A 20,235-nucleotide genomic window follows, 5' to 3' on the forward strand; every position below is an offset into this window, starting at 1 on the left:
ACTTGCATGTATTAGGCCTGCCGCTAGCGTTCATCCTGAGCCAGGATCAAACTCTCCATTGTAAATAATCTTACGGATTCATTTGACTTGCTCTTATAATTAAAATAAGAATTGTCTATCCAATCTTGTTTAGAATGCTACAATTAAATCTTACCCTCTTCGTTTACATCCAAAGAGTAAAATCGTCTACTTCTATCAACACTTCAAAGAACGTTTTATCTGCTAAATTCTATTTTTCAAAAATCCTTTAGATAAGTGCCGCTAAATTCGTCTATCTAGCCTTTTTCCCGATTCCATGCTCCCTATGTCGCTGAATCGGAGTGCAAAGATTACCCTTTTTTTTTCTTATTCCAAATTACCCCCTAAAAAAAATTGAAGTTTTTTTAACCCTTTTTTCTAATTACTTGAAAATTAAACAACTAAGAACTGGTGAACTGGAGAATTGAGGAATTGGAGAATATGAGAATTGAGGAATATAGGAAAAGAAGAATATAGGAATTGAAGAATTAAAATTCTAAAGTTCTTCAGTTCTTATATTCCTATATTCTTCTATTTATTCTTCAATTCCTAATTTCCCAAAAACGGATATCTGTAATCTTCCGGACTAACAAAAACCTCTTTAATAGTTCTTGGAGAAACCCAACGTAACAAATTTAAATAGGAACCTGCCTTATCGTTTGTTCCTGATGCACGTGCCCCGCCAAATGGCTGTTGCCCAACAACTGCTCCAGTACATTTATCGTTTAAATATAGGTTGCCAGCTGCGTTTTCTAAAACTTTTGCTGCTTCGGAAAGTGCATAAACATCTTGAGAGAATATCGCCCCAGTCAAGGCATAGGCAGATGTACTATCAACAAGCTGCAGGGTCTTCTCCCATTCTGAATCTTCGTAAACATAAATTGTCAATACAGGTCCAAAAATCTCCTCTTCCATTGTTACAAAATGAGGATCATCCGTTACAAAAACGGTAGGCTCAACAAAATACCCCTTAGAATCGTCGTAATTCCCTCCCGCAACCAACTCAACCCCACTTGATTTTTTAGCTAAATCTATATAACCTGTTATTTTCGCAAAGGCTCTTGCATCAATCACCGCATTAAAAAAGTTTCCAAAATCTTCTGTTCCTCCCATTTTAATTGTAGCCAATTCTTTAATCAACAATTCTTTCGTTGCCGACCAAATAGATTTCGGGATATATGCTCGTGATGCCGCAGAACATTTTTGTCCCTGGTATTCAAATGCCCCTCTAATCAATGCCGTAACCAATGCTGGTACATTAGCAGAAGGATGAGCAATTACAAAATCTTTTCCACCTGTTTCTCCTACGATACGCGGATAGGATTTATAGTTCGATATATTATTTCCAATTTTTTGCCAAATCAATTGAAACACTTTTGTAGAACCAGTAAAATGGATTCCAGCAAAATCTTTGTGCCCAAAAACAACATCTCCTGCCTCAGGTCCATCAGCGAAAACCAAATTAATAACTCCTTTTGGCAAACCTGCCTCTTCCAAAATTTTCATCAACAAATCTGCTGAATAAATCTGCTGTGGGGAGGGTTTCCAAACAACTGTATTTCCCATTAATGCAGGTGCCGCTGGCAAATTTCCTGCAATTGCAGTAAAATTGAAGGGTGTTAATGCATATATAAAACCTTCTAAGGGTCTATATTCAACACGATTCCAAACGCCTGGTGATGAAATTGGCTGATCTGCGTAAATCTGTGTGGCATAGTGCACATTAAATCGTAAAAAATCTACCCACTCACAAGCCGCATCTATTTCTGCTTGATAAACACTTTTCGACTGCCCTAACATCGTTCGAGCGTTCAATTCCATTCTATATTTCGTTGCAGAAAGATCTGCTGCCTTCAAAAATATTGCTGCACGTTTTTCCCAAGATAAGGAGGCCCATTCTTTACGTGCCGACAAAGCTGAATCTATTGCATCTTGAATTTCTTTTTTCCCACCTTCATAATAGTATCCTAATACATGTTTATGATCATGAGGAGGATTCATTGCTATTTTCTTGTCGCCTCGTACATCTTTTCCATTGATACGCATGGAAACCTCAATTTCCTGAGCTCGCAATTCCTTAATTTTGTTGGCTAATTGCTCCCTTTCCTTTGTTCCTGGAGCGTAGGAAAATATTGGTTCGTTAATAGGATTTGGCACTTGAAAAAATCCAGTTGACATAGTATTATTTATTTGAAGTGTATTGAACCACAAAGGTACATTTTTTTAAATTATTTCTGACTCTCAAAATCTAAATAGGGTCGAAGACGCTCCCAAACCTTACTATCAATCAATTTAATTCCAATTAGTTCCTCCCAATTTTGCACTGACCCGTGCTGTTTTCGATAAGCTAAAAACAGCTTTGCTTGTGGATAGGGAAGATATGGATGTCGAAATTCTTTCCATTCCAATTTATTAACTTGAAATTTTCGATATATACCTTTACCCAAAATCAATCTTCTTTGATTTTCCTTCACCCATAGAGAGTCCAATCCATACACCTCCTTTAGTTGATCTATGGAAAAAAAACCTCCTAATTTGTCGCGAAACATTAAAATTCGATGTGCAAAGCTTGGACCAATTCCTTTCATTCCCACCCAAGTAATAGAATCAGCCTGATTAATATCAACTTTTTTTAGAATTTCAGGTCCAGCCCTTTTCCAAAATACTGACTTTTTAGACCCCAAAGGTTTATTTTTATAAAAGGTTCTGTATTCAAAATTCCTAAATTTCAATTTCGCATATCCATCTTTTCGCCTTTTCTTCGATTCCAACTCTGACACGTATTTATCCAAAAATTTGGGCTCAAACTTTTGAACGGAAAGTGGTTCTATTTGTTCGTTCCAAAACCATTTCAAACCTTTACTAAGTAAAATCAAAATAATCAAAGAGGCAATCCCATAGATCTCCCAACTACTTAAACCAAATACAAAACGAATGAAATAATGAAAATTAGGCAGTTTCATGGGAATGGTTAGGTTTTAATCTGTGTGGTACAAAATTATAAACAACACCTCAAAATCAGTTCCAATAAACTGATAAAGAATTCCAAAAAACTAATAATTTAAACCCTTATATTTGTCGAAATCAACTTTTAACTTTTCACTTAAATATGGTTCATCCACTTTCCACCTGTCTTTGGTTCAACAACAACGCCCTCGAAGGTGCCGAGTTTTATGAACAAGTTTTTCCAGAATTTAAATGGATTTCAAAAAATCCAATGGCAGTCAATTATACCATATTAGGACATAAATTTATGAACCTTAATGGGGGGCCTGGGTTCCCAATTAATCCTTCCATTTCATTTTTTATTCAGTTAACAGATGAAAAACTACTAGAAAGTACTTGGCACAAATTAATGGAAGGAGGAATGATTATGATGGATTTCAATACCTATCCGTGGAGTAAAAAATACGGCTGGGGCTCCGATAAATTTGGTGTAAGCTGGCAATTAATGCTGGTAGAGGGCGAAAATTCCTTGGTTCCAAGTTTTATGTTTGTCCAAGAAAATGTTGGTAAAGCTGAGGAAGCTATGGATTTTTATACCTCAATTTTCCCAAATTCAGCATCATTGGCCAAAGCACGTTATGAAAAAGGAGAACAAGATGTGGAAGGTTATTTGAAATTTTCAAGAACCCAATTAAATGGAACCATCTTCGGAGCGATGGACAGCTCTATGAAACATTTGTTTTCCTTCTCTGAAGGTGTTTCATTTGTAATAGTCGTAGATACCCAAGATGAAATCGATTTTTATTGGGATAAATTGGTAGCAGGAGGAAAAGAAGGAAAGTGTGGATGGCTAAAGGACAAATATGGGGTTTCTTGGCAAATTGTCCCTTCCATTTTACCCTCATTAATGAATAATCCGGAAACTGCTCCAAAAACCATGTACAATTTTATGCAAATGACGAAGTTTATTATTGAGAAATTGTGAATTGGAGAATATAAGAATTGGAGAATATAAGAATAGGAGAATATAAGAATTGGAGAATATAGGAATTGGAGAATATAGGAATTGGAGAATATAGGAATTGGAGAATATAGGAATTGGAGAATATAGGAATTGAAGAATTGAATTAAAGGATTTTCTTAATTTCACCGATTCTTCAATTCCCCGATTCTCCGATTCTTCGATTCTTCGATTCTAATATTCCCCGATTCTTAAATTCTTCAATTCTTTAATAAAACATCCAATTTTCTCCGAAAAAAGTCTTAAAACTCACTTCTTCAGCCTTTAAGTTTGTATTATCTTTTAACCAATCCGTAACTGCCCCTTTATTACCATTAAAAAAGATGCGATGGCCCCATTGTAATTTTCGATCACCTGACTGATAAATTGGGGCATCTGCCATGTTTTCATCAAAGGTACAGCCCAACAAATAAATTTGAGCCTCGCGGTGATACCGACCTAATTTATACCCTTTATCTCCTCTAAATGAACTATTTTTGATAATCGATCGATCGCCTTCTTTAGCAGAACCATCGTGCCAAATTGCGGCCGACATGTTATGACAAATGAACTCACAATTCTCGGCTAATGCATTTCCTCTTGGACAATACATGTCCACATGGCCTTCAAACGAACAATTTTTGAAATAATACAGTCCTTTTTCCACATCCCATGGACTCACTGTATCCCCACCTCCAGAAACAAACGTGCAATTCTCAAAAGCTAATCGGGTTGCTCCGGGCATGCTTCGCATCGCAAATTGGTGCCCATCTGCTCGAACTATTTTCTCTCCCTCTTTTTCACCCTTTTCTCTAGGCAATGCATATTTTTGAACAGTTGTTACAAGCTCCTTACCTGATTCATTCAAACAGGGAATTACCTTATCCTCTTTGTTCAAAAGCCCATAATCATTGATAAAGGTAATCGACTCAATTTGAATATCATGTCCTTTGATATTTAATGTACCAGCACCATAATCATCTGGATTCGAACAACGCCACATATCACGGGCTTGTGCAAATTTTACAACAACCTTGTTTCTACTTTCTCCACGAATTTTTAAAAATGCTTTAGTACTGTCAATAAAAAGTTTTTCCTGATAAAGCCCATTTTTTATAAAAATCTCATTTCCACTTTTAGCAAATTCAATTGCCTTTTGAATTGTTTTAAAAGTGTTTTTACCTTTTGGATCTACCACTAAAATCTGATGATCCTGATTCATAAAATTAGCCATCAAGTTCGCCACCTTTTCCATCCATTGAGCATATAATAAAAAGCTATGAGGCGATTTTTCAAAAGTGTAAACCCGGGTTTTGATATGTAAATCATGCATCTTTTTTCTAAAATCCTCTCGACCCGCATGCATTCGATCTACACCACTATTAATAAATAAAACAGCAGGATCTTTTTTAGAAACATGATTCAATGCAGACGCTTCATTCCAAATTTTTGCCCCATCTTTTTTATTATACCCAAAATATTGCGTAGCTGCACTTAACTTTTTTGAATCATCTCCTTCCCCTGATTCTGGATGAATATAGGCTAATATTCCATCTAAATCTATTACTGAATGAATTTTGAAAGCTGCTGAATGTTTTCCATATAAAGTTTCGTCCCAGGTACTTCCCAACAAGGCCGCCATTTGTCCGCCAGCTGAAAATCCTGCTACTGAAATTTGATTGACATCTACATGAAACTTTTTCGATTGCTCAAACAAAAACCGCAAACCATCATGTACATCCAACATGGCTGCGGGATATAGTGCCTCAGTCGACAATCGATATTCAATCAAAAAGACCCGAAAACCTTTATCCGCTAAGGATTTAGCTAATTCCCGATGCTGACTTTTATCCCCTGTCCTCCAGCCTCCGCCATGAATAAATAGTAAGGCGGGTAAATTATGGTTTGTTTTGGAACCATAATAATCCATTTTCAATTCACGTTCACCAATTTTTTTGTAAGAAAAATTTATGACCGAATCGACTGGGTTTTGAAGCAAATGAACCCCAAGTGTTAAATCAGGAACCGCTTTTTGATCATTTTTTAAAGCATCTTGATTATTATAGGAATGGTCTCGAATACCCGTTATCCCTTGCAAATTTTGACTAAATAGGGCAAATGGTAAAATCAACAATAGCAATAATTTTTTCATAATTCACAGGTAGTATATGTTCCGAACCACTTTTTACGATTCTTGGCTATAAAAGAATAAACTTTATCCAACATACTCTTTGGAAATATCCTGAACAAACTAATTGCTTGCCAAGGACTTTTTAAATTTTTAGCAATTTGAAATATAGCATCCGATTTAACATAGATGCCTGTTTCATCCAAAAAAATAATTGAATCTATTTCTAAATATTCCGCGTGTTTTTTAAGAATTTTTTTTGCAAAATCACCCGTCAAAGATTCAAACTGAAAATCTGACGAAACAGCATTCTTTTTCACCCATTGAACCGCCCAATGGCACAAGTTACATTCGCCATCATATAACAACAGCTTCATTAATAATGAGAGGTATATTTCTCTCCAGCTAAAATTTGAATGGGTAATTTATTTTCTGCAACAGGCAATGGACAGGTTGCATATGGAGTAAATGTACAAGGAGGATTATAAGATCTGTTGAAATCCATTATGACCTCTTCTCCATTTTTAGGCATATCCACATACAAAAATCTGCCTCCGCCATAGGTTTCGTGCTTGTTGCTCGTATCTCCAAATACAATAAACAATTGGTCTCCTTCTTGCGTAGCCAATAGGGCATATTCCTTACCAGCAACATTGAAAACTACTTTCCCAGGCGATTCTTCCTCATAAACTCGACCCGTCACATCCACTATTTTTAGTTTACGACCCTTCGTCGGAACAAATTTGGCCTTCAAAACCAAATTGCTTTGAAACGGAAAATATTCAATCCCTTTGAAATTTTTCACATATTCACTTTCCAAGTCCCGCAAACGAATGGCATATTTTTCGCCTCGCTTAATGATAAACCAACGCAAGGATTGATGAACCAGCACGGGCGACTCTTTCCCTTCTTCAAAAATCAATCCTCCCGAAAATGGAACTCCTTTAACAGTAATAGTTGCGTTAGCAGGCACATCCTTTAAATAAACCTTTCCCTTTTCTAAGTAAATATTTCCCAATTTGCCTACTGAATGTTCGGTCGGAAATTGACAATCATTTCCATCTGCACCTCCAATCGTATTATTCCCGTCTTTTAACCAATACAATCCCGCCAAATTCAACCAACCTGTTTCTGAAAGTAAGCTTTTTAGTCTTTTTGCCTTCCAAATCTCAAATTCAGACTGATCAAAATTTTGGGCAAATCCTAAACTTGGAAGAAATAATACTAAAGCCAAGAAGGAAATTATAATTCTCTTCATTTTAATTATTTAAATAATTCGACAGCTGTTTAATTGATTGGGCAACTTGATGAATTTGTTCTTGCGCCTCATCAAATTGTTTTTGTTCAATGGCCTCACGAACACCTGGAACAGTTTTTACTCCGTAACCTGTATAAAATCCAGGTGCATAAAGCGTATGTTTATACCAAGGGCGTCGTGGCAAGCCTTTTACGTTTAACATTTGTTGTTCTGCTTGGTACAACTTCACATTCAAACCTTGAAGTGCCGCTCCTTGTAAAGTAACTTTTTTTGACTCAATTAACTTTGCTGATTCTTCCAAGGCATTTAATGCATTTAATAGTGGTGAAAAATCAAGGTAGGGTACTTGCTTTTCAATTTTGGGAACTTCGTTTTTTTCTCTTGGGTCAGCAGCTAATAAATATGCTTTAGTTGCAATCAACTCATTTTGTGCCTTTGCCTTATCTCTCTGTTGCTCAACTAATTCTTGCAACTCTCCAACATATCCTTTAATTGTATGGTGTAAACTAGTAAAATCAAATGGTAAAACATCCGCATCCGCCAATCGAAGAGCTGCTCTTCCGGCAGTTTGAGCTAAGGTAACACCATATACAAAATCAGGATCTTTGAATCGAGCATAATGGTCATAGGAATCAAAAATTGAATGGTATTCTCCACCTTCATCTTCTCCACCAAAACTAATATTTAAAGATGGAATTCCGATGTGTTGTATAAAGGACGAATAATCGGAACCCGAACCCATAGCTCCTAGGCGTATGGTTTGTTGTTTCAAAGCATCCAATTTTGCTTTAGGATTGGCAGCACTTATTGCCTGGTGGGCACGAGCCCTTTCAAAAACACTAACTTTTGTTTGTGGATCAACAACAGATTTTGCCACATCACTCATCAACGGAATAAAAGCATGTGAACCTTGGGCTTCTAAAAATCCACGCGCGTTACCATCCGAATTGATATAGGCTACTGCTTTCTGTTTTAACTCATTCTGATGATCTTCCACCCATTCTGTTGAACCGATTAAACCCGGTTCTTCAGCATCCCAAGCACAATACACTAAAGTTCTTTTGGGTTTCCAACCCGTTTTCAATAGTTGTCCAATAGAAATAGCCTCTTCTAATTCAGCAGCTAAACCACTTATCGGATCATTAGCACCATTCACCCAAGCATCATGGTGATTTCCGCGGATCACCCACTGATCAGGAAATTCAGAACCTTTAATGGTAGCAATTACATTTTGTGCATCTGTGATTTTCCAATCAAATTTTAAATTCAAATGTACCGTTGAAACAGAGGGTCCGAAATGATAGGTGAACGGTAAGGCCCCTGCCCAAGATTTTGGCACAACTGCCCCAGCTAAATCCTTCAACAAGGGTGCTGCATCATGATAAGAAATGGGCAAAACAGGTATTTTTAAGAGATTTTCTGCATCCTCATGCTTTATACGCTCAACATTTCCCTTGGAACCTTTAAAAGGTGTACTAGGGTCGCCCGGATACACCACCATGTCCATGATGGAGCCTCGTTGAACCATGTATTCATTTTTAAACGCTCCCTTTGGATATACATCTCCAGCTACATAGCCATCATCTATCGGGTCAGAATAAATCAAACAACCAATGGCGCCATGTTCTTGGGCAACCTTCGGTTTTATTCCTCTCCAACTTCTTCCGTATTTAGCAATAACAATTTTACCTTTTACATCAATTCCTTGCTTTTCTAATTCAATATAATCTTCGGGCAAACCATAATTCACAAAAACCAATTGTCCTCTCACATCACCATCAGCACTCCAAGCGTTGTATGGGGGAAGTTGGTCTGCTTGTCCAGAAGTTGCATCTTCTTTCAAAGGAATTTCTTTCAAAACTGCCTTGAAATTGGTAAGTCCCGACATCTCTAATTGTCGAACTTGTGGACTTGGAAACAAAACTTGATAAGTTTCTATTTTTGTCTCCCAACCGTTTTCTTTGAATATTTTTTCAACATCAGAAATGATTTTTTTTGAGCCGACCGAACCCACATGATGGGGAACAGAAGACAATAATTTGATGTGCTCTCCTACGCGCTTTGCGCTCATGTTTGCATCAAATTGTTTTTCCAAAGATTCCTGTTTGACAGAAATTTTGCCTAGATTTTGCTGAGCAAATCCCAAGGAAGAGCAAGCAAGGAAAAATAGGCCAGTAATTGATATTTTAGTCATGTTGAATAGGTTGATTCAACGGTCAAATTATCAAAATTTTCTGGAAAAGCCTACACGTACTACTTGGGTTTCGTAATAATCCTTAGATGTGTATTTTAAATCGCCACTCTGAATGGATTTGGAAATTACCATAGTATTAAATAAATCAGTTGCATTCAAAAACACTTCATTTTTACCTTTTGAAAATTTCTTACTCAAGCCCAAATCCATTCCATATCGCTCATCAATTTTACCTTGCGGGATTAAATCGGGCGCCAAATAGGAAACAGATGCTTGTGCATCCCATCCATTCATTTTGAAAAAAGTATTCAATTTCAAACTTCCTGAATTAATTTGTTGCTGCACATTTTGTACGCTTCCCAAACGTGGATACACATAATTTGCTGTAAATGCATCAAAAGTATTTTGATAAAAATTCACATTTACATTATATCGAAAATTTGAACTTACCGTTTCTGAATAAAACCATTCTGTGCCACGAATGCTACTTAATCCTGCATTTTGCATTACATTGAAGACGGTATAACTCGATGGATCAGTCACAGCAATTCTAGTAATAGTTCCATTGGTCACGCGTTGATACAATGCACCATATAAATAACCTTTTTCCAAATTCTTTTTGAACCCTAATTCCACATTATTGGTGTATTGCGGTTTTAATGCGGGATTCCCCACTTTCACAATCTCTGCATCGTCATATTTGGGAAAAACTCGAATATCCAATTCAGCCGGACGGTCTACACGTCGATTAAAATTCAATTGAATTTTATCACCATTTTCTAGTTTGAAGCCTAATTTGAAATTAGGAAATGGCTGAAAATATTCATAGCCATCTGTTTTATAAGCTTTGTTATTGGGATCCACCGCATATTGCACATTCACATACTCCATGCGAAGTCCCGCTTCCAATTCTAAATTTTTGGTATCGATCAAATAATTCAAATAGGCAGCCGGAATGGTTTCCTTATAATTAGCCCAGCCCCCTGCACCCATATCGAAAGGGGTGTGTGCTCCTGGGTGAAAAATCATATTGGTTGGAATGAAACGATACCTGGTTTTTAAGCCCGACTCTAGCTTTCCAAATTGTAAAGGCTTTTGGAAATCTACATTCAAATCAAAAACGTTTTCGTCTGACAACAATTTAAAATCGTTTAAATCTGTATAGGTAGGATTTATATCTGTAAAGAAATACTTTTCATCTTCTTGGTGCCAGGTATAATTGAAGGCTACATTTAATAGTTGGCCTGGTTTTGCATAACTGTGTTTATATAGATTGGTAGCCGTTACAGTAGTCTTTAGTTCGTCTTCCAAAAACTGCCAAAGTCGTCTTCGATTCGACAAATCTCCATTGAAAAAGGGCTCATCTCCATCATCTAATATTTTTTCAGAACTAAATAATATCGAATGAGAAAAGGTGTTTTGGTCGTTTATTTTCCAATCCAATCCTGCAATGGCGGTTCCTATTTCCGTACGGCGATTACGTTTTATTTGTTGACGAACTACGTCACTATTCGTATAATTACGATTAATGTATTCATTTTTATTCAAAGTTGGATTGTGGTAATAATCTCCTTGAAAATAAATTTGATACCGGTCTGATTTTTTACTTAAACTTAAAGATGGGTTGAGTTTTAAGGTTGATTGAAACTGGGGGCGAATTCCTGGCAAATTGCTCATTTTTTCCCAAATAGCTCCAGCTCCGCTGACCATTTGCATTTTTCCATTGAAGCCCGTCGCCGTACTTTTTTTGAAAATAATATTTACAACACCTGCATTTCCGTTGGCATCATATTTTGCAGAGGGATTATTGATAATCTCAATTTTTTCAATGGATGAGGCTGGAATATTATCTAAACCCGATTGACTAGAAAATCCAGTTAAAGCAGTTTGTTGACCATTGACCAACACTGCCACATTTGAACTTCCACGAATATTCAGTTTCCCGTCCTGAACCGTTACCCCTGGCAAGGTATTTAACACCTGCAAAACCGAGCCACCAGTCTGACTTTTCAACTCTTCTGCCGAAAATGTTTTTTTGTCTAATTTGGCATCTACTTCATCCTTTTTAGCAAGCACTTTAATTTCTTCAAGTACTTGAATATTAGGCGACATTTGAACTATTCCTAAATCCAAATAATTACTTAATGCCCCAACAAACACATTTTTATCTAATTTCTCAAAACCTACACTTGAAAAAGTGAAAATATATTCCCCAGGCACAATTCCTTCTAATAAAAATTTACCTGCTTCATTACTAATGGCACCCGTAATAAATTTTTGAGTATTGGAAGATTTGACAACTATGTTGACGAATTCAAGGGGCTCTTTGGTTTGACTTTGAATACTCCCTGTTAAATTAACCTTAATTTGTTGTGCGAAAGCCGCAAATCCAATTAAGGTTAAAACTAAGGTTTGATATAAATGCTTATTCATTTGGCGGAAATTTTGACAAATGTAAAAGAATTTACAAAGGCAGATGATTAATTGGGATAAACAGTTCCAAAAAATAGACAAACGGCTAGCTCTTTTCCTTTTTCTTCAAATGTTCTGAAATACTCTCCTTCAAACTTAAAAAGTCTGATAAAATAAAAACGAGGGTAACAAAGGACATAATAACCTCCATTACAATGATCAATTTGCCAGGAATGGTGGTGGGCATGATTTGTCCATAGCCAAAAAAAGAAAAATTAAGTACCGAGAAATACCAAGTTTCAAAAACCAATTCATAGGTATTCAAGTGTTTTTCAATACCCACAAAATTGAGAGGATTCACCTGGTTCAAACAGAAGTAGTCAAGCCCGAATGAAAAAATAACTAGAGAAATATTAACCATCATGAACAACATGAAATCGTGGTACATAACCTCGTGTCGGCTGGCTTCTAAAATCTTTTTGTAACTAAAATAAACATAATAAGCCGATTTCAGGGCGGCCAAAATCACGATCAAGCTGGTGGTCAACAAAGGATTAAAAAATTCTTGGTCGTCTACAATGAAAAGGAAAAATCCTAGCAGTGTCACCAAAAGATATTTAAAAATAATTTGCCGATACTTCATTTTAATTTTTTTCTCGAAGATAAAAAAAAGCGGGAAATTCCCGCTTTTAAAACCTTAATAACTTATTCCTTCTCCAAATTTAAACAGTCCGTATCCCTCTCCTTCCATGAATCCGGGCACGTCCGATTTATTGTCTATTACCACTTGCATATTTTTCGGAGTAGTAAATGGCATTTTTCCGGTTGGATTAAATGCTCCTCTCACAACATCCAACAAGGCATCTTGGGTGGTTCCAAAAGTTGCAATTACAGAAGCTTTTGCAAAATCAATTTCTTCAATCACCCATGGATTTGAGTAATTGATGGCCACAACGGTTGGTTTGGAATTGATCAATTCATTCACATGTTGCACATTTATTCTGTTGGCAGATAAACGAATATCAATTTCTTTGTATGAATTATTAAACAATCCGCCAGAAGTTGGGATCAACCAAAGTAATACCACATCAGCATCTTCTTTTTTATCCACAAATTCTAGACCTTCAACTGTTGGCTTGTTGACTGTTATTGGCGATTTCCCTTGACCTTTGTCATAATACGTTTCAAAATATACTTTCGTAGCTGCTTTGATAGGCAAAGTTTTTTGCTCATTTCTTAACAAAACGATTGATTTACGTAAGGCCAAATCAGCCTTCTTTTGAAACTCAGCACTTCCCACTGTTTTAACTGCATTTTCAACATCTACATAAGGATTTTCAAACAAGCCTAAGTCAAATTTTTCCTTCAATAATTTGGCAACCGATTGATTAATTCTCTCCTCTGTAACCATTCCTTTACGTACTGTTTCTAAAAGCAAGGCTGGATCAGCAGCACCAGAAAAAATATCTACTCCAGCGTTTAAAGCTTTTTGGTAACGCTCATTGATACTTAGGTTTTCCACACCCCAAGGCATCATGTCGATTGGACCTGTATCTGAATTGATAATTCCTTGATAGCCTAATTTTCCTTTTAATAAATCATTCACAATTGCTTTGTTGAACGAGAATCCAACTTCTTCAAATTCTTTTCCCTTCGGTGCAGAATAATAGGGCATTATTGAGGCAGTACCAGCTTCAATGGCTGCTTTGAATGGTTTTACATGGTATTCAAACATGCCACCAGGATAATGCGCAAATTTTCCGTAGTCGAAGTGGGAATCTTGTCCACCCATTTGTGGTCCACCCCCAGGGAAGTGTTTAGTAGTCATTGCTACTGATTCTTTCCCTAATTTATTTCCTTGAAAACCGATCACAATATTTTTTATCATTTCGTATGTCAGGTCTGCATTTTCTCCAAAAGTACCTTCCACGCGCATCCAACGAGGTTCGGTGGCTAAGTCGGCCATGTACATATAACCTTTTCGAAGTCCCACCGCCGACCATTCTTTGGCTGCAATTTGTGCAAATTCACGTGTTAATTTGAAATCACGCATGGCTGCTAATCCCAATTCCCCAGGCCATTTAGAAAATGCAGTAGAACCAACGCTTAAACCAATAGCAGCATCTGTAGTCACATGATTTCTTGGATTAGAAGCTATGATGGCAGGGATTCCCAAACGAGAGGCCTCACAAATTTCTTGTAAATTATTCGACCATTCGGCTAAGATTTTCGGACTCGTATTGGCGCGTAAAATGAAATGGCGCAAATGAAACTGGTTCACTCCTTTGGTAGTTCCTGCTGATGCCATGTTGGGAATTTGCAAAGGCTTGCGCGTAAACATGTTAACCGTTTGCACTAAATCCTCTTCATTAAATCCATTTCCGATTTCTGCTTTTGGAGCATTTTGTTGAAAAGAATAATCTCCCGATAAGCGGGTTGTGCTAATCAACATGAATCCAACCTTTTCCTCTAAGGTCATTTGAGCAACCAGATTCTTGATTCGGGCCTCTACGGGCAAACGCCAATCTTCGTAAGCATCCAGCTTATTGTTTTTGTTTAAATCTTTAAATTTTAATTTGCCAACTGAGATAATTGATGCTTTTTTAGCACCTAAATCGGGCTGTGAAACTTTTTGTGCAAATGCCAAATTAGAAAGCATCGCAAGGCTTAAAACGGATGTTAAAATATATTTAGGGTACATTGGAAAGATGTTTTTCTATAAAAGCAAAAACTATCCAAAACCTAATTGTTTGAAACTGAAAATCTTAAATTTCCATTTCTAAAAGATAAGAAGATAAGGTCTTCCCGTGCGGATCTAGAGATAGAGAGGTGGTCACACCTGATTCCAAGGCATTTTGACAAACAAACAAAAGCGCCTGCACATTATCCATTTCGTACCGAACAATTTCACCTTTCACAATGTGTTGCAAATGAACCTTCAGTTTTTCAATGGTTACTTTTTCTTTCAATAAAGTATAGTTAGATTCCTCGAAAGGAATTAAAGAAAGGGTAGAAATATTTCCTTTGTCACCAGCTCTACTATGTGCTATTTCGTACAATTTCATGCTATACAAAGATTACAGTTTGCTCAATTAATTCTCTTGGGAACAACACAGAAACAATTCCAATTTGTTCAATCGTATTTTTACGAACACCTCCGCCACCTGCTGGACCATTGGTGTACAGCGCATCCACCTCTTCTCCAATAAGGTTCGCTAATTCAGCTGTTGTCGCTTTTCCAACCACTCGTAAACGAACTTCTGTGGGTTTTGAATTTTGCAGGCTTCCTTGGAAAAGGGAATCGACGCCGATTAATTCTATTCGTAAATCCCAAATTTGATCTTTTTTACCCCCAGTTTCACTGAGGGCTATTTGAAGTTCAAGTCCTTCGGACTTGTTATTTGCATTTATTTGAAAAAAACCTTGCTCACTCTGCTCACTTTGCTCACTCTTAAATCTTTGTAAAATAATCTCTCCCGCCAATTTTGCCCTTTCAACCGCATCAGAACCACCATAGGAAATTTCCCCCTCACCCTGAAAAAAGGCACGATACCCAACACTTACTTTTAAGGTTTTGGGTTTTTCATTTCCTCCGCCTGCAAAAAGTTGGACCTGATTGGGTTCTATTTCTTTTAATTGTACCGACATAAAATCGGCACTTACATCGGGAGTTAAATAGGCATGCGGATTGACAACTTCATATAATAACTGTTCCTTGGCCGTTTTCAAATTCAGCAAACCGCCAGTTTTTGGCAGTTTACTAAAAGTCGCTAGGCCATCTTCTGACACATCAGCGAAAGGGAATCCCAAATTGGCAAGGTCTTCTATTTTTTTATGTCTGAGGTCAGCAAAATAGCCTCCAGTTAATTGTCCAGCACATTCTAGTAAGTGTCCAACAATTGTTCCTCGTCCCAATTTTTCCCAGTCGGTGGATTCCCAATTGAATTCAAAAAGCATAGGAGCCAAAAACAAAGATGGGTCTGCCACTCGGCCTGTAATTATAATATCTGCTCCTTGGTGGAGTGCCTCCACGATGCCTTCTGCGCCTATGTAGGCATTTGCAGAAAGAATATCATATTTGGCCAAGGATTTGCCGGTTTCTAGGGTTTGCAGAGAACTTTTATTCAATTCAACAAACTCTAAGACATCATCGCCTAAAACGGCGGCAATTTTAAATTCTAGCCCTAATTCAATAGAAATTTCTTTGATTTTCTTTGCAGCGGCTAGGGGATTTGCTGCTCCTATATTACTAATTAATCGAACTTTATTTTTTTTGATATGTGGCAATAAAGGCCTTATTCTTTTTTCAAGTAATGGGTCATAACCCAAGTCTGGATTCGCCAATTTACGTTTTTGTGCCAAAGCAATTGTTCTTTCTGCCAAGCACTCTAAAACTAAATAATTTAGGTCCGCCTTTTCAGCCAATAAAACAGCAGGTTCAATCCGATCTCCCGAAAATCCTGCCCCCGAACCTATGCGTATTGTTTTCATTTTAAATTGTTAAAGAACCTGCTAAAAGGGCAAAAATTGTCATCACAACACTGGTCCCAACCGCCCATAAAAAGGTATTTTTTTGATGTTCGCCTAATTCAACTTTCGTTAAGCTGATCAACAAAAAAGTTGAAGCGGTTAGGGGTGAAATGGGAAATCCGACGGTCATTTGTCCCAACAAAGCAGCTCTTCCGATTTGCAAGGCATCCATTCCAAAACTTGAAACCGTTTTGGCTAAGACCGGCACCACGCCAAAATAATAGGCATCTGGGGTAAAAAGTAAACTTGCGGGTACGGAAGTAAGTGCCGTTAAGGTTGGAATCCAGTTGGCGTGTGCAGCAGGCACTGCCTCAACCATGGCTGTGGCCATAGCCTCAATCATTTTAGACCCTGTCAAAATTCCAGAAAAAATTCCGGCCGCAAAAATCATCGATGAAACCGAAAAAATATTAGTTCCATGCGATTTCAAAACCTGACTTTGGGTCGACAAATTTGGAAAGTTAATAATTAAAGCCAACATAGCTCCCACCAAAAACAAAACTGGTGTTGGCCAGAAACCTTTAATCAATAGAAAAATCAGAGTGATGGTCAAAAGCGCATTGAACCAAATCAGGCGAGGACGCTTGAAATTTGGTTCAGCTTTTAAATCAACTTCCTCTCCGAAAAATTCTTGAATTCCTAAACGGGCTCTTTCTTTTTTACCCCAAAAATAAGCGACAAACAAAACCCATAAAATTCCTCCTAAAATGGGAATTAAGTTAGGATTAAAAATATGTGTTGCATCCGTTTGAAGCGTTGAAATGGCACGTGCAGAAGTTCCAGACCATGGCACGAGATGAATGGGGCCCACAGCTAATGCTACAATGCCCGCTAAATACACTTTTTTAATTTGAAGTCGCTCGTAAAGTGGCAAAAATGCGGAAATCACAATCATAAAGGTTGCCGTTCCATCGCCATCCAAATGCACCAACATAGTTAGAATGGCTGTGCCCAAAATGACTTTTAATGGATCACCTCCTACGATTTTCAATAAGCGACGAATGACAGGATCAAACAAACCGACATCCAACATAATCGCAAAATACAATACGGCAAATACCAACATAATACCCGTTGGAGCCACTTGCTTGATTCCATCCAACATCATCGGACCTAATTCTTTCACAGGAATACCCATGATCAGTGCAGAAGCAATTGGGATTAAGACCAAAGCTGTTATCACCGAAATCCGCTTGCTGATAATGGCAACTAAAAAAAATAGAATCGTTAAAAATCCTGCTATTGCCATATCAGAATGTCAAATAATCATTGAAAAATGGTAGCAAATCATTTAAGACACGACCATCCTCAGTCCAAATTTTATTGCCATGGTCTCCAATGTATTCTTCCGCAAAATGGTTGATACCTAAATTTTCCAATCGCTGGCTCAACATCCCAATTTGAATAGGGAAACGCTGTGAATCATTTCTTCCCCAATCTAATTTAATGGCCTTCATTTTGCGCAAATTGTCAGCATACTTGCCTACCATGTACACTGGCATATTGGCTTCCCATTTTTCTAAAACCGATTGATTTACCTTCAATTGTCCGTTTTCATAAAAATAGGGGAAGTCGCATTGAAAAGGTTGCACATTTGGATTTGGCGACCATGCACGCCCCACCGCAGTTAAAACTTTTGGATAGTAAGATTTATTCAATTCTTCTTGGGTTTTAATATTTCCCAATTCACGAAAAGAAGTAGAATTAGGTCCAAATTCTTTAACAAATGCAAGCAAACCCGGACTCAAGGCATATATCGAACTGTACACCTCTGGATGCAACATACCCAATTTGAATGAGCCATAACCACCCATGGAGTGGCCAGCAATTCCTCGAGAATCGCGATTTGCCAAAGTTCTGTAATGGGAATCCACATATTCCACCAATTCCTTTACCATGAAATCTTCCCAATTACCTGTCAAGCTCGAATTACTGTAAAAACTACCATCAGCTAAGTTTTTATTATCTGCTTGAACTAATATAAAGGGTCTTATTTTCCCTTTTTCTATTCCTTTATCTAAAATGGAAAGCATTTGCGGTGTAATCACATCAGTTCCAAAAAAACCATGTAAGTAATAAATCACAGGGAATTTTTTAGTTGAATTTTCATAACCATTTGGAAGGTAAATCGAAATATTACGATTAGGATTTTCACCACCTTTATTTATTAAAGCTTTGCTTTCTAAAATCACTCGTTCAACTCGGCCACCTTGAGCTAAGATTTGAAGGTTTGAAAAAAGAATCAAACCAAAAAGAATTATGTTTTTCATTTTAAAGGTTTATTGTTCATATTAAAAAAACTTTTTTAATAACTTCTGATATTTTTTCCACTCATCCTCGTCTAACAAATATTTGACAGTTGGTCCTTGGTCTACTGTAATTAGTAAGTTCGCATTTTTTAATTCCTTTAAATGCTGCGAAATTGTACTCTGAGCCAATGGAATAATTTTCTCGAAATCCTGAAAAGTCGAAACTTTTTGTTTTACCAATAATTTAATTATTTCAACCCTTGCAGGATGAGCAAGTGCCTTTGAATAATTAGCCAATAATTTCGACTTTTGTGATAGCGACATTTTACTTAAATAACTTCGGTGCAAACTCCTCTAAATTATGTCGCCAAGTAATAAATGTATGTCCGGCATCATAATTTGCTTTTTCATATTTAATACCGAATTTATCAAATAAGGCATTACAATTCAAACCATTTTGGTAGGCAATATCTTTTTGACCTCCCATGCAGATCCAAAATAATTTCAATTTATTAATTTCTGGATTGCGTAAAGCATCTGCATATTTTTCTTCCAAAAGTTTAATTTGTGGTGGAAAATAGCCCGTACTTAATGGCAATACATACCCAAATCTTTGTGGACTAAAAAGCGCCATGTTCATCGCTTGCAAACCACCCATTGATAATCCTGCGTAAGCCGTATGATATCTGTCGGTCAAGGCTCTGAATTTTTCTGCTACCAAGGGCATAATTTCATCAAACATTTGTTTGTAATAAGGATCTTCATCAATACCTGGATTCATGAAAAATCCAGCTCCAGGGTGTCCCATGGGCATCACAACAATCATAGGAACAGCTTTTCGAGCAGCATATAAATTGTCCATGATAAAATTTGCACGACCTACTGTTGACCAAGAGGCATCATTATCTCCTCCTCCGTGTTGAAGATATAAGACCGGCAATTTGCCTTTCATTTTCTCATATCCAGGTGGAGTGTACACATGAAATCGTGTCATTTTACCTGTCACCTTTGAGAAAAACCAAACTTTTTGCAAATTTCCATGCGGCACATTTTGGATAGATGCGTAGGCCGATTCAGGTCCAGAAACTTCAAAATAATTAGAATAACCATTTTCACCTTCCTTCAGCAACACATTTTTTGGATCTAATGTTTTCACTCCATCAACCACAAAATCATACGAATAGACATCAGGAGTTACAGCATCAGAGGTGTAGGACCACACCCCAATGTCATTTTTCACCAGTTGAATAGGCTTGTATTCCTTTAAAAAATCACCCGACAAAGTCACTTGACTTGCCTTTGGCGCATAAATACTAAACATTACTCGACCATCTTTCAAAACCTTCGTCGAATTCAGCGTATCATTCGGCGTCGGCGCTGGCCGTGGCGGCTGTGCATTAACTACAAATGCAACCAATGCCGCTAAAAAAAATAAAACTAAATTAATCTTTTTCATAAACCTTAATTCATAATTCATAATTCATAACCCATCCTTCGACA

At 37.2% G+C, this 20,235-nt stretch carries 16 protein-coding genes and 1 rRNA gene; 1 reads left to right on the forward strand and 16 read right to left on the reverse strand.

The window, feature by feature from the left end; genetic code table 11:
* From EOJ36_RS08710 to EOJ36_RS08720, 3 genes are all read right to left on the reverse strand, one after another.
* Positions 1-62, reverse strand: a 16S ribosomal RNA gene (locus tag EOJ36_RS08710); the annotation flags it as partial.
* 505 nt (positions 63-567) lie between these two features.
* On the reverse strand, positions 568-2,196 hold the full coding sequence (gene pruA, locus EOJ36_RS08715) for an L-glutamate gamma-semialdehyde dehydrogenase (protein WP_127804450.1): 1,629 nt from the start codon (positions 2,194-2,196) through the stop codon (positions 568-570).
* A gap of 50 nt (positions 2,197-2,246) precedes the next feature.
* The gene (locus EOJ36_RS08720; protein WP_127804452.1) at positions 2,247-2,981 is read right to left on the reverse strand and encodes a helix-hairpin-helix domain-containing protein; all 735 of its coding nucleotides are present in this window, start codon (positions 2,979-2,981) and stop codon (positions 2,247-2,249) included.
* A 146-nt stretch (positions 2,982-3,127) separates the two neighbouring features.
* On the opposite strand from EOJ36_RS08720, the gene EOJ36_RS08725 reads away from it, so the two are divergent.
* On the forward strand, positions 3,128-3,949 hold the full coding sequence (locus EOJ36_RS08725) for a VOC family protein (RefSeq protein ID WP_127804454.1): 822 nt from the start codon (positions 3,128-3,130) through the stop codon (positions 3,947-3,949).
* A gap of 244 nt (positions 3,950-4,193) precedes the next feature.
* On the opposite strand, the gene EOJ36_RS08730 is transcribed toward EOJ36_RS08725, so the two are convergent.
* The 13 genes from EOJ36_RS08730 to EOJ36_RS08790 all read right to left on the reverse strand — a co-directional run bounded on the left by EOJ36_RS08730 (position 4,194) and on the right by EOJ36_RS08790 (position 20,191).
* Positions 4,194-6,116 (reverse strand): pectinesterase family protein, encoded by a 1,923-nt coding sequence (locus EOJ36_RS08730; protein ID WP_127804456.1) that lies wholly within the window; start codon positions 6,114-6,116, stop codon positions 4,194-4,196.
* The gene (locus EOJ36_RS08735) at positions 6,113-6,469 is read right to left on the reverse strand and encodes a thiol-disulfide oxidoreductase DCC family protein (RefSeq protein WP_127804458.1); all 357 of its coding nucleotides are present in this window, start codon (positions 6,467-6,469) and stop codon (positions 6,113-6,115) included. Before EOJ36_RS08735 ends, EOJ36_RS08730 begins: the two co-directional genes overlap by 4 nt.
* Positions 6,469-7,350, reverse strand: a complete 882-nt coding sequence (locus EOJ36_RS08740; protein ID WP_127804460.1) for a DUF1684 domain-containing protein — start codon at positions 7,348-7,350, stop codon at positions 6,469-6,471. The genes EOJ36_RS08735 and EOJ36_RS08740 overlap by 1 nt, the downstream gene beginning before the upstream one ends.
* A gap of 1 nt (position 7,351) precedes the next feature.
* The gene (locus tag EOJ36_RS08745; protein ID WP_127804462.1) at positions 7,352-9,544 is read right to left on the reverse strand and encodes a M28 family metallopeptidase; all 2,193 of its coding nucleotides are present in this window, start codon (positions 9,542-9,544) and stop codon (positions 7,352-7,354) included.
* A gap of 30 nt (positions 9,545-9,574) precedes the next feature.
* Positions 9,575-11,977, reverse strand: a complete 2,403-nt coding sequence (locus EOJ36_RS08750; protein WP_127804464.1) for an outer membrane beta-barrel family protein — start codon at positions 11,975-11,977, stop codon at positions 9,575-9,577.
* Positions 11,978-12,062: 85 nt separating this feature from the next.
* Positions 12,063-12,599, reverse strand: a complete 537-nt coding sequence (locus tag EOJ36_RS08755; RefSeq protein ID WP_127804466.1) for a hypothetical protein — start codon at positions 12,597-12,599, stop codon at positions 12,063-12,065.
* Between the two features lie 54 nt (positions 12,600-12,653).
* A complete protein-coding gene (locus tag EOJ36_RS08760) occupies positions 12,654-14,657 on the reverse strand; it encodes a glycoside hydrolase family 3 protein (protein ID WP_127804468.1) in 2,004 nt (667 codons plus the stop codon).
* A 64-nt stretch (positions 14,658-14,721) separates the two neighbouring features.
* Positions 14,722-15,021, reverse strand: coding sequence for an AtuA-related protein (locus tag EOJ36_RS08765; protein ID WP_127804470.1), 300 nt, complete (start codon positions 15,019-15,021; stop codon positions 14,722-14,724).
* Position 15,022: 1 nt separating this feature from the next.
* Positions 15,023-16,447 carry an acyclic terpene utilization AtuA family protein gene (locus tag EOJ36_RS08770; RefSeq protein WP_127804472.1) on the reverse strand — a complete coding sequence of 475 codons (1,425 nt, stop codon included), beginning with the start codon at positions 16,445-16,447 and terminating at the stop codon, positions 15,023-15,025.
* Between the two features lies 1 nt (position 16,448).
* Positions 16,449-17,735 carry a CitMHS family transporter gene (locus EOJ36_RS08775; RefSeq protein ID WP_127804474.1) on the reverse strand — a complete coding sequence of 429 codons (1,287 nt, stop codon included), beginning with the start codon at positions 17,733-17,735 and terminating at the stop codon, positions 16,449-16,451.
* A 1-nt stretch (position 17,736) separates the two neighbouring features.
* Positions 17,737-18,756, reverse strand: coding sequence for an alpha/beta hydrolase (locus EOJ36_RS08780; protein ID WP_127804476.1), 1,020 nt, complete (start codon positions 18,754-18,756; stop codon positions 17,737-17,739).
* Between the two features lie 21 nt (positions 18,757-18,777).
* A complete protein-coding gene (locus EOJ36_RS08785; RefSeq protein WP_127804478.1) occupies positions 18,778-19,059 on the reverse strand; it encodes an ArsR/SmtB family transcription factor in 282 nt (93 codons plus the stop codon).
* A 1-nt stretch (position 19,060) separates the two neighbouring features.
* Positions 19,061-20,191 carry an esterase gene (locus EOJ36_RS08790; protein ID WP_127804480.1) on the reverse strand — a complete coding sequence of 377 codons (1,131 nt, stop codon included), beginning with the start codon at positions 20,189-20,191 and terminating at the stop codon, positions 19,061-19,063.
* Between the last annotated feature and the right edge of the window lie 44 nt (positions 20,192-20,235).

It is taken from the genome of Sandaracinomonas limnophila, assembly GCF_004005965.1.
Lineage (GTDB): Bacteria > Bacteroidota > Bacteroidia > Cytophagales > Spirosomataceae > Sandaracinomonas > Sandaracinomonas limnophila.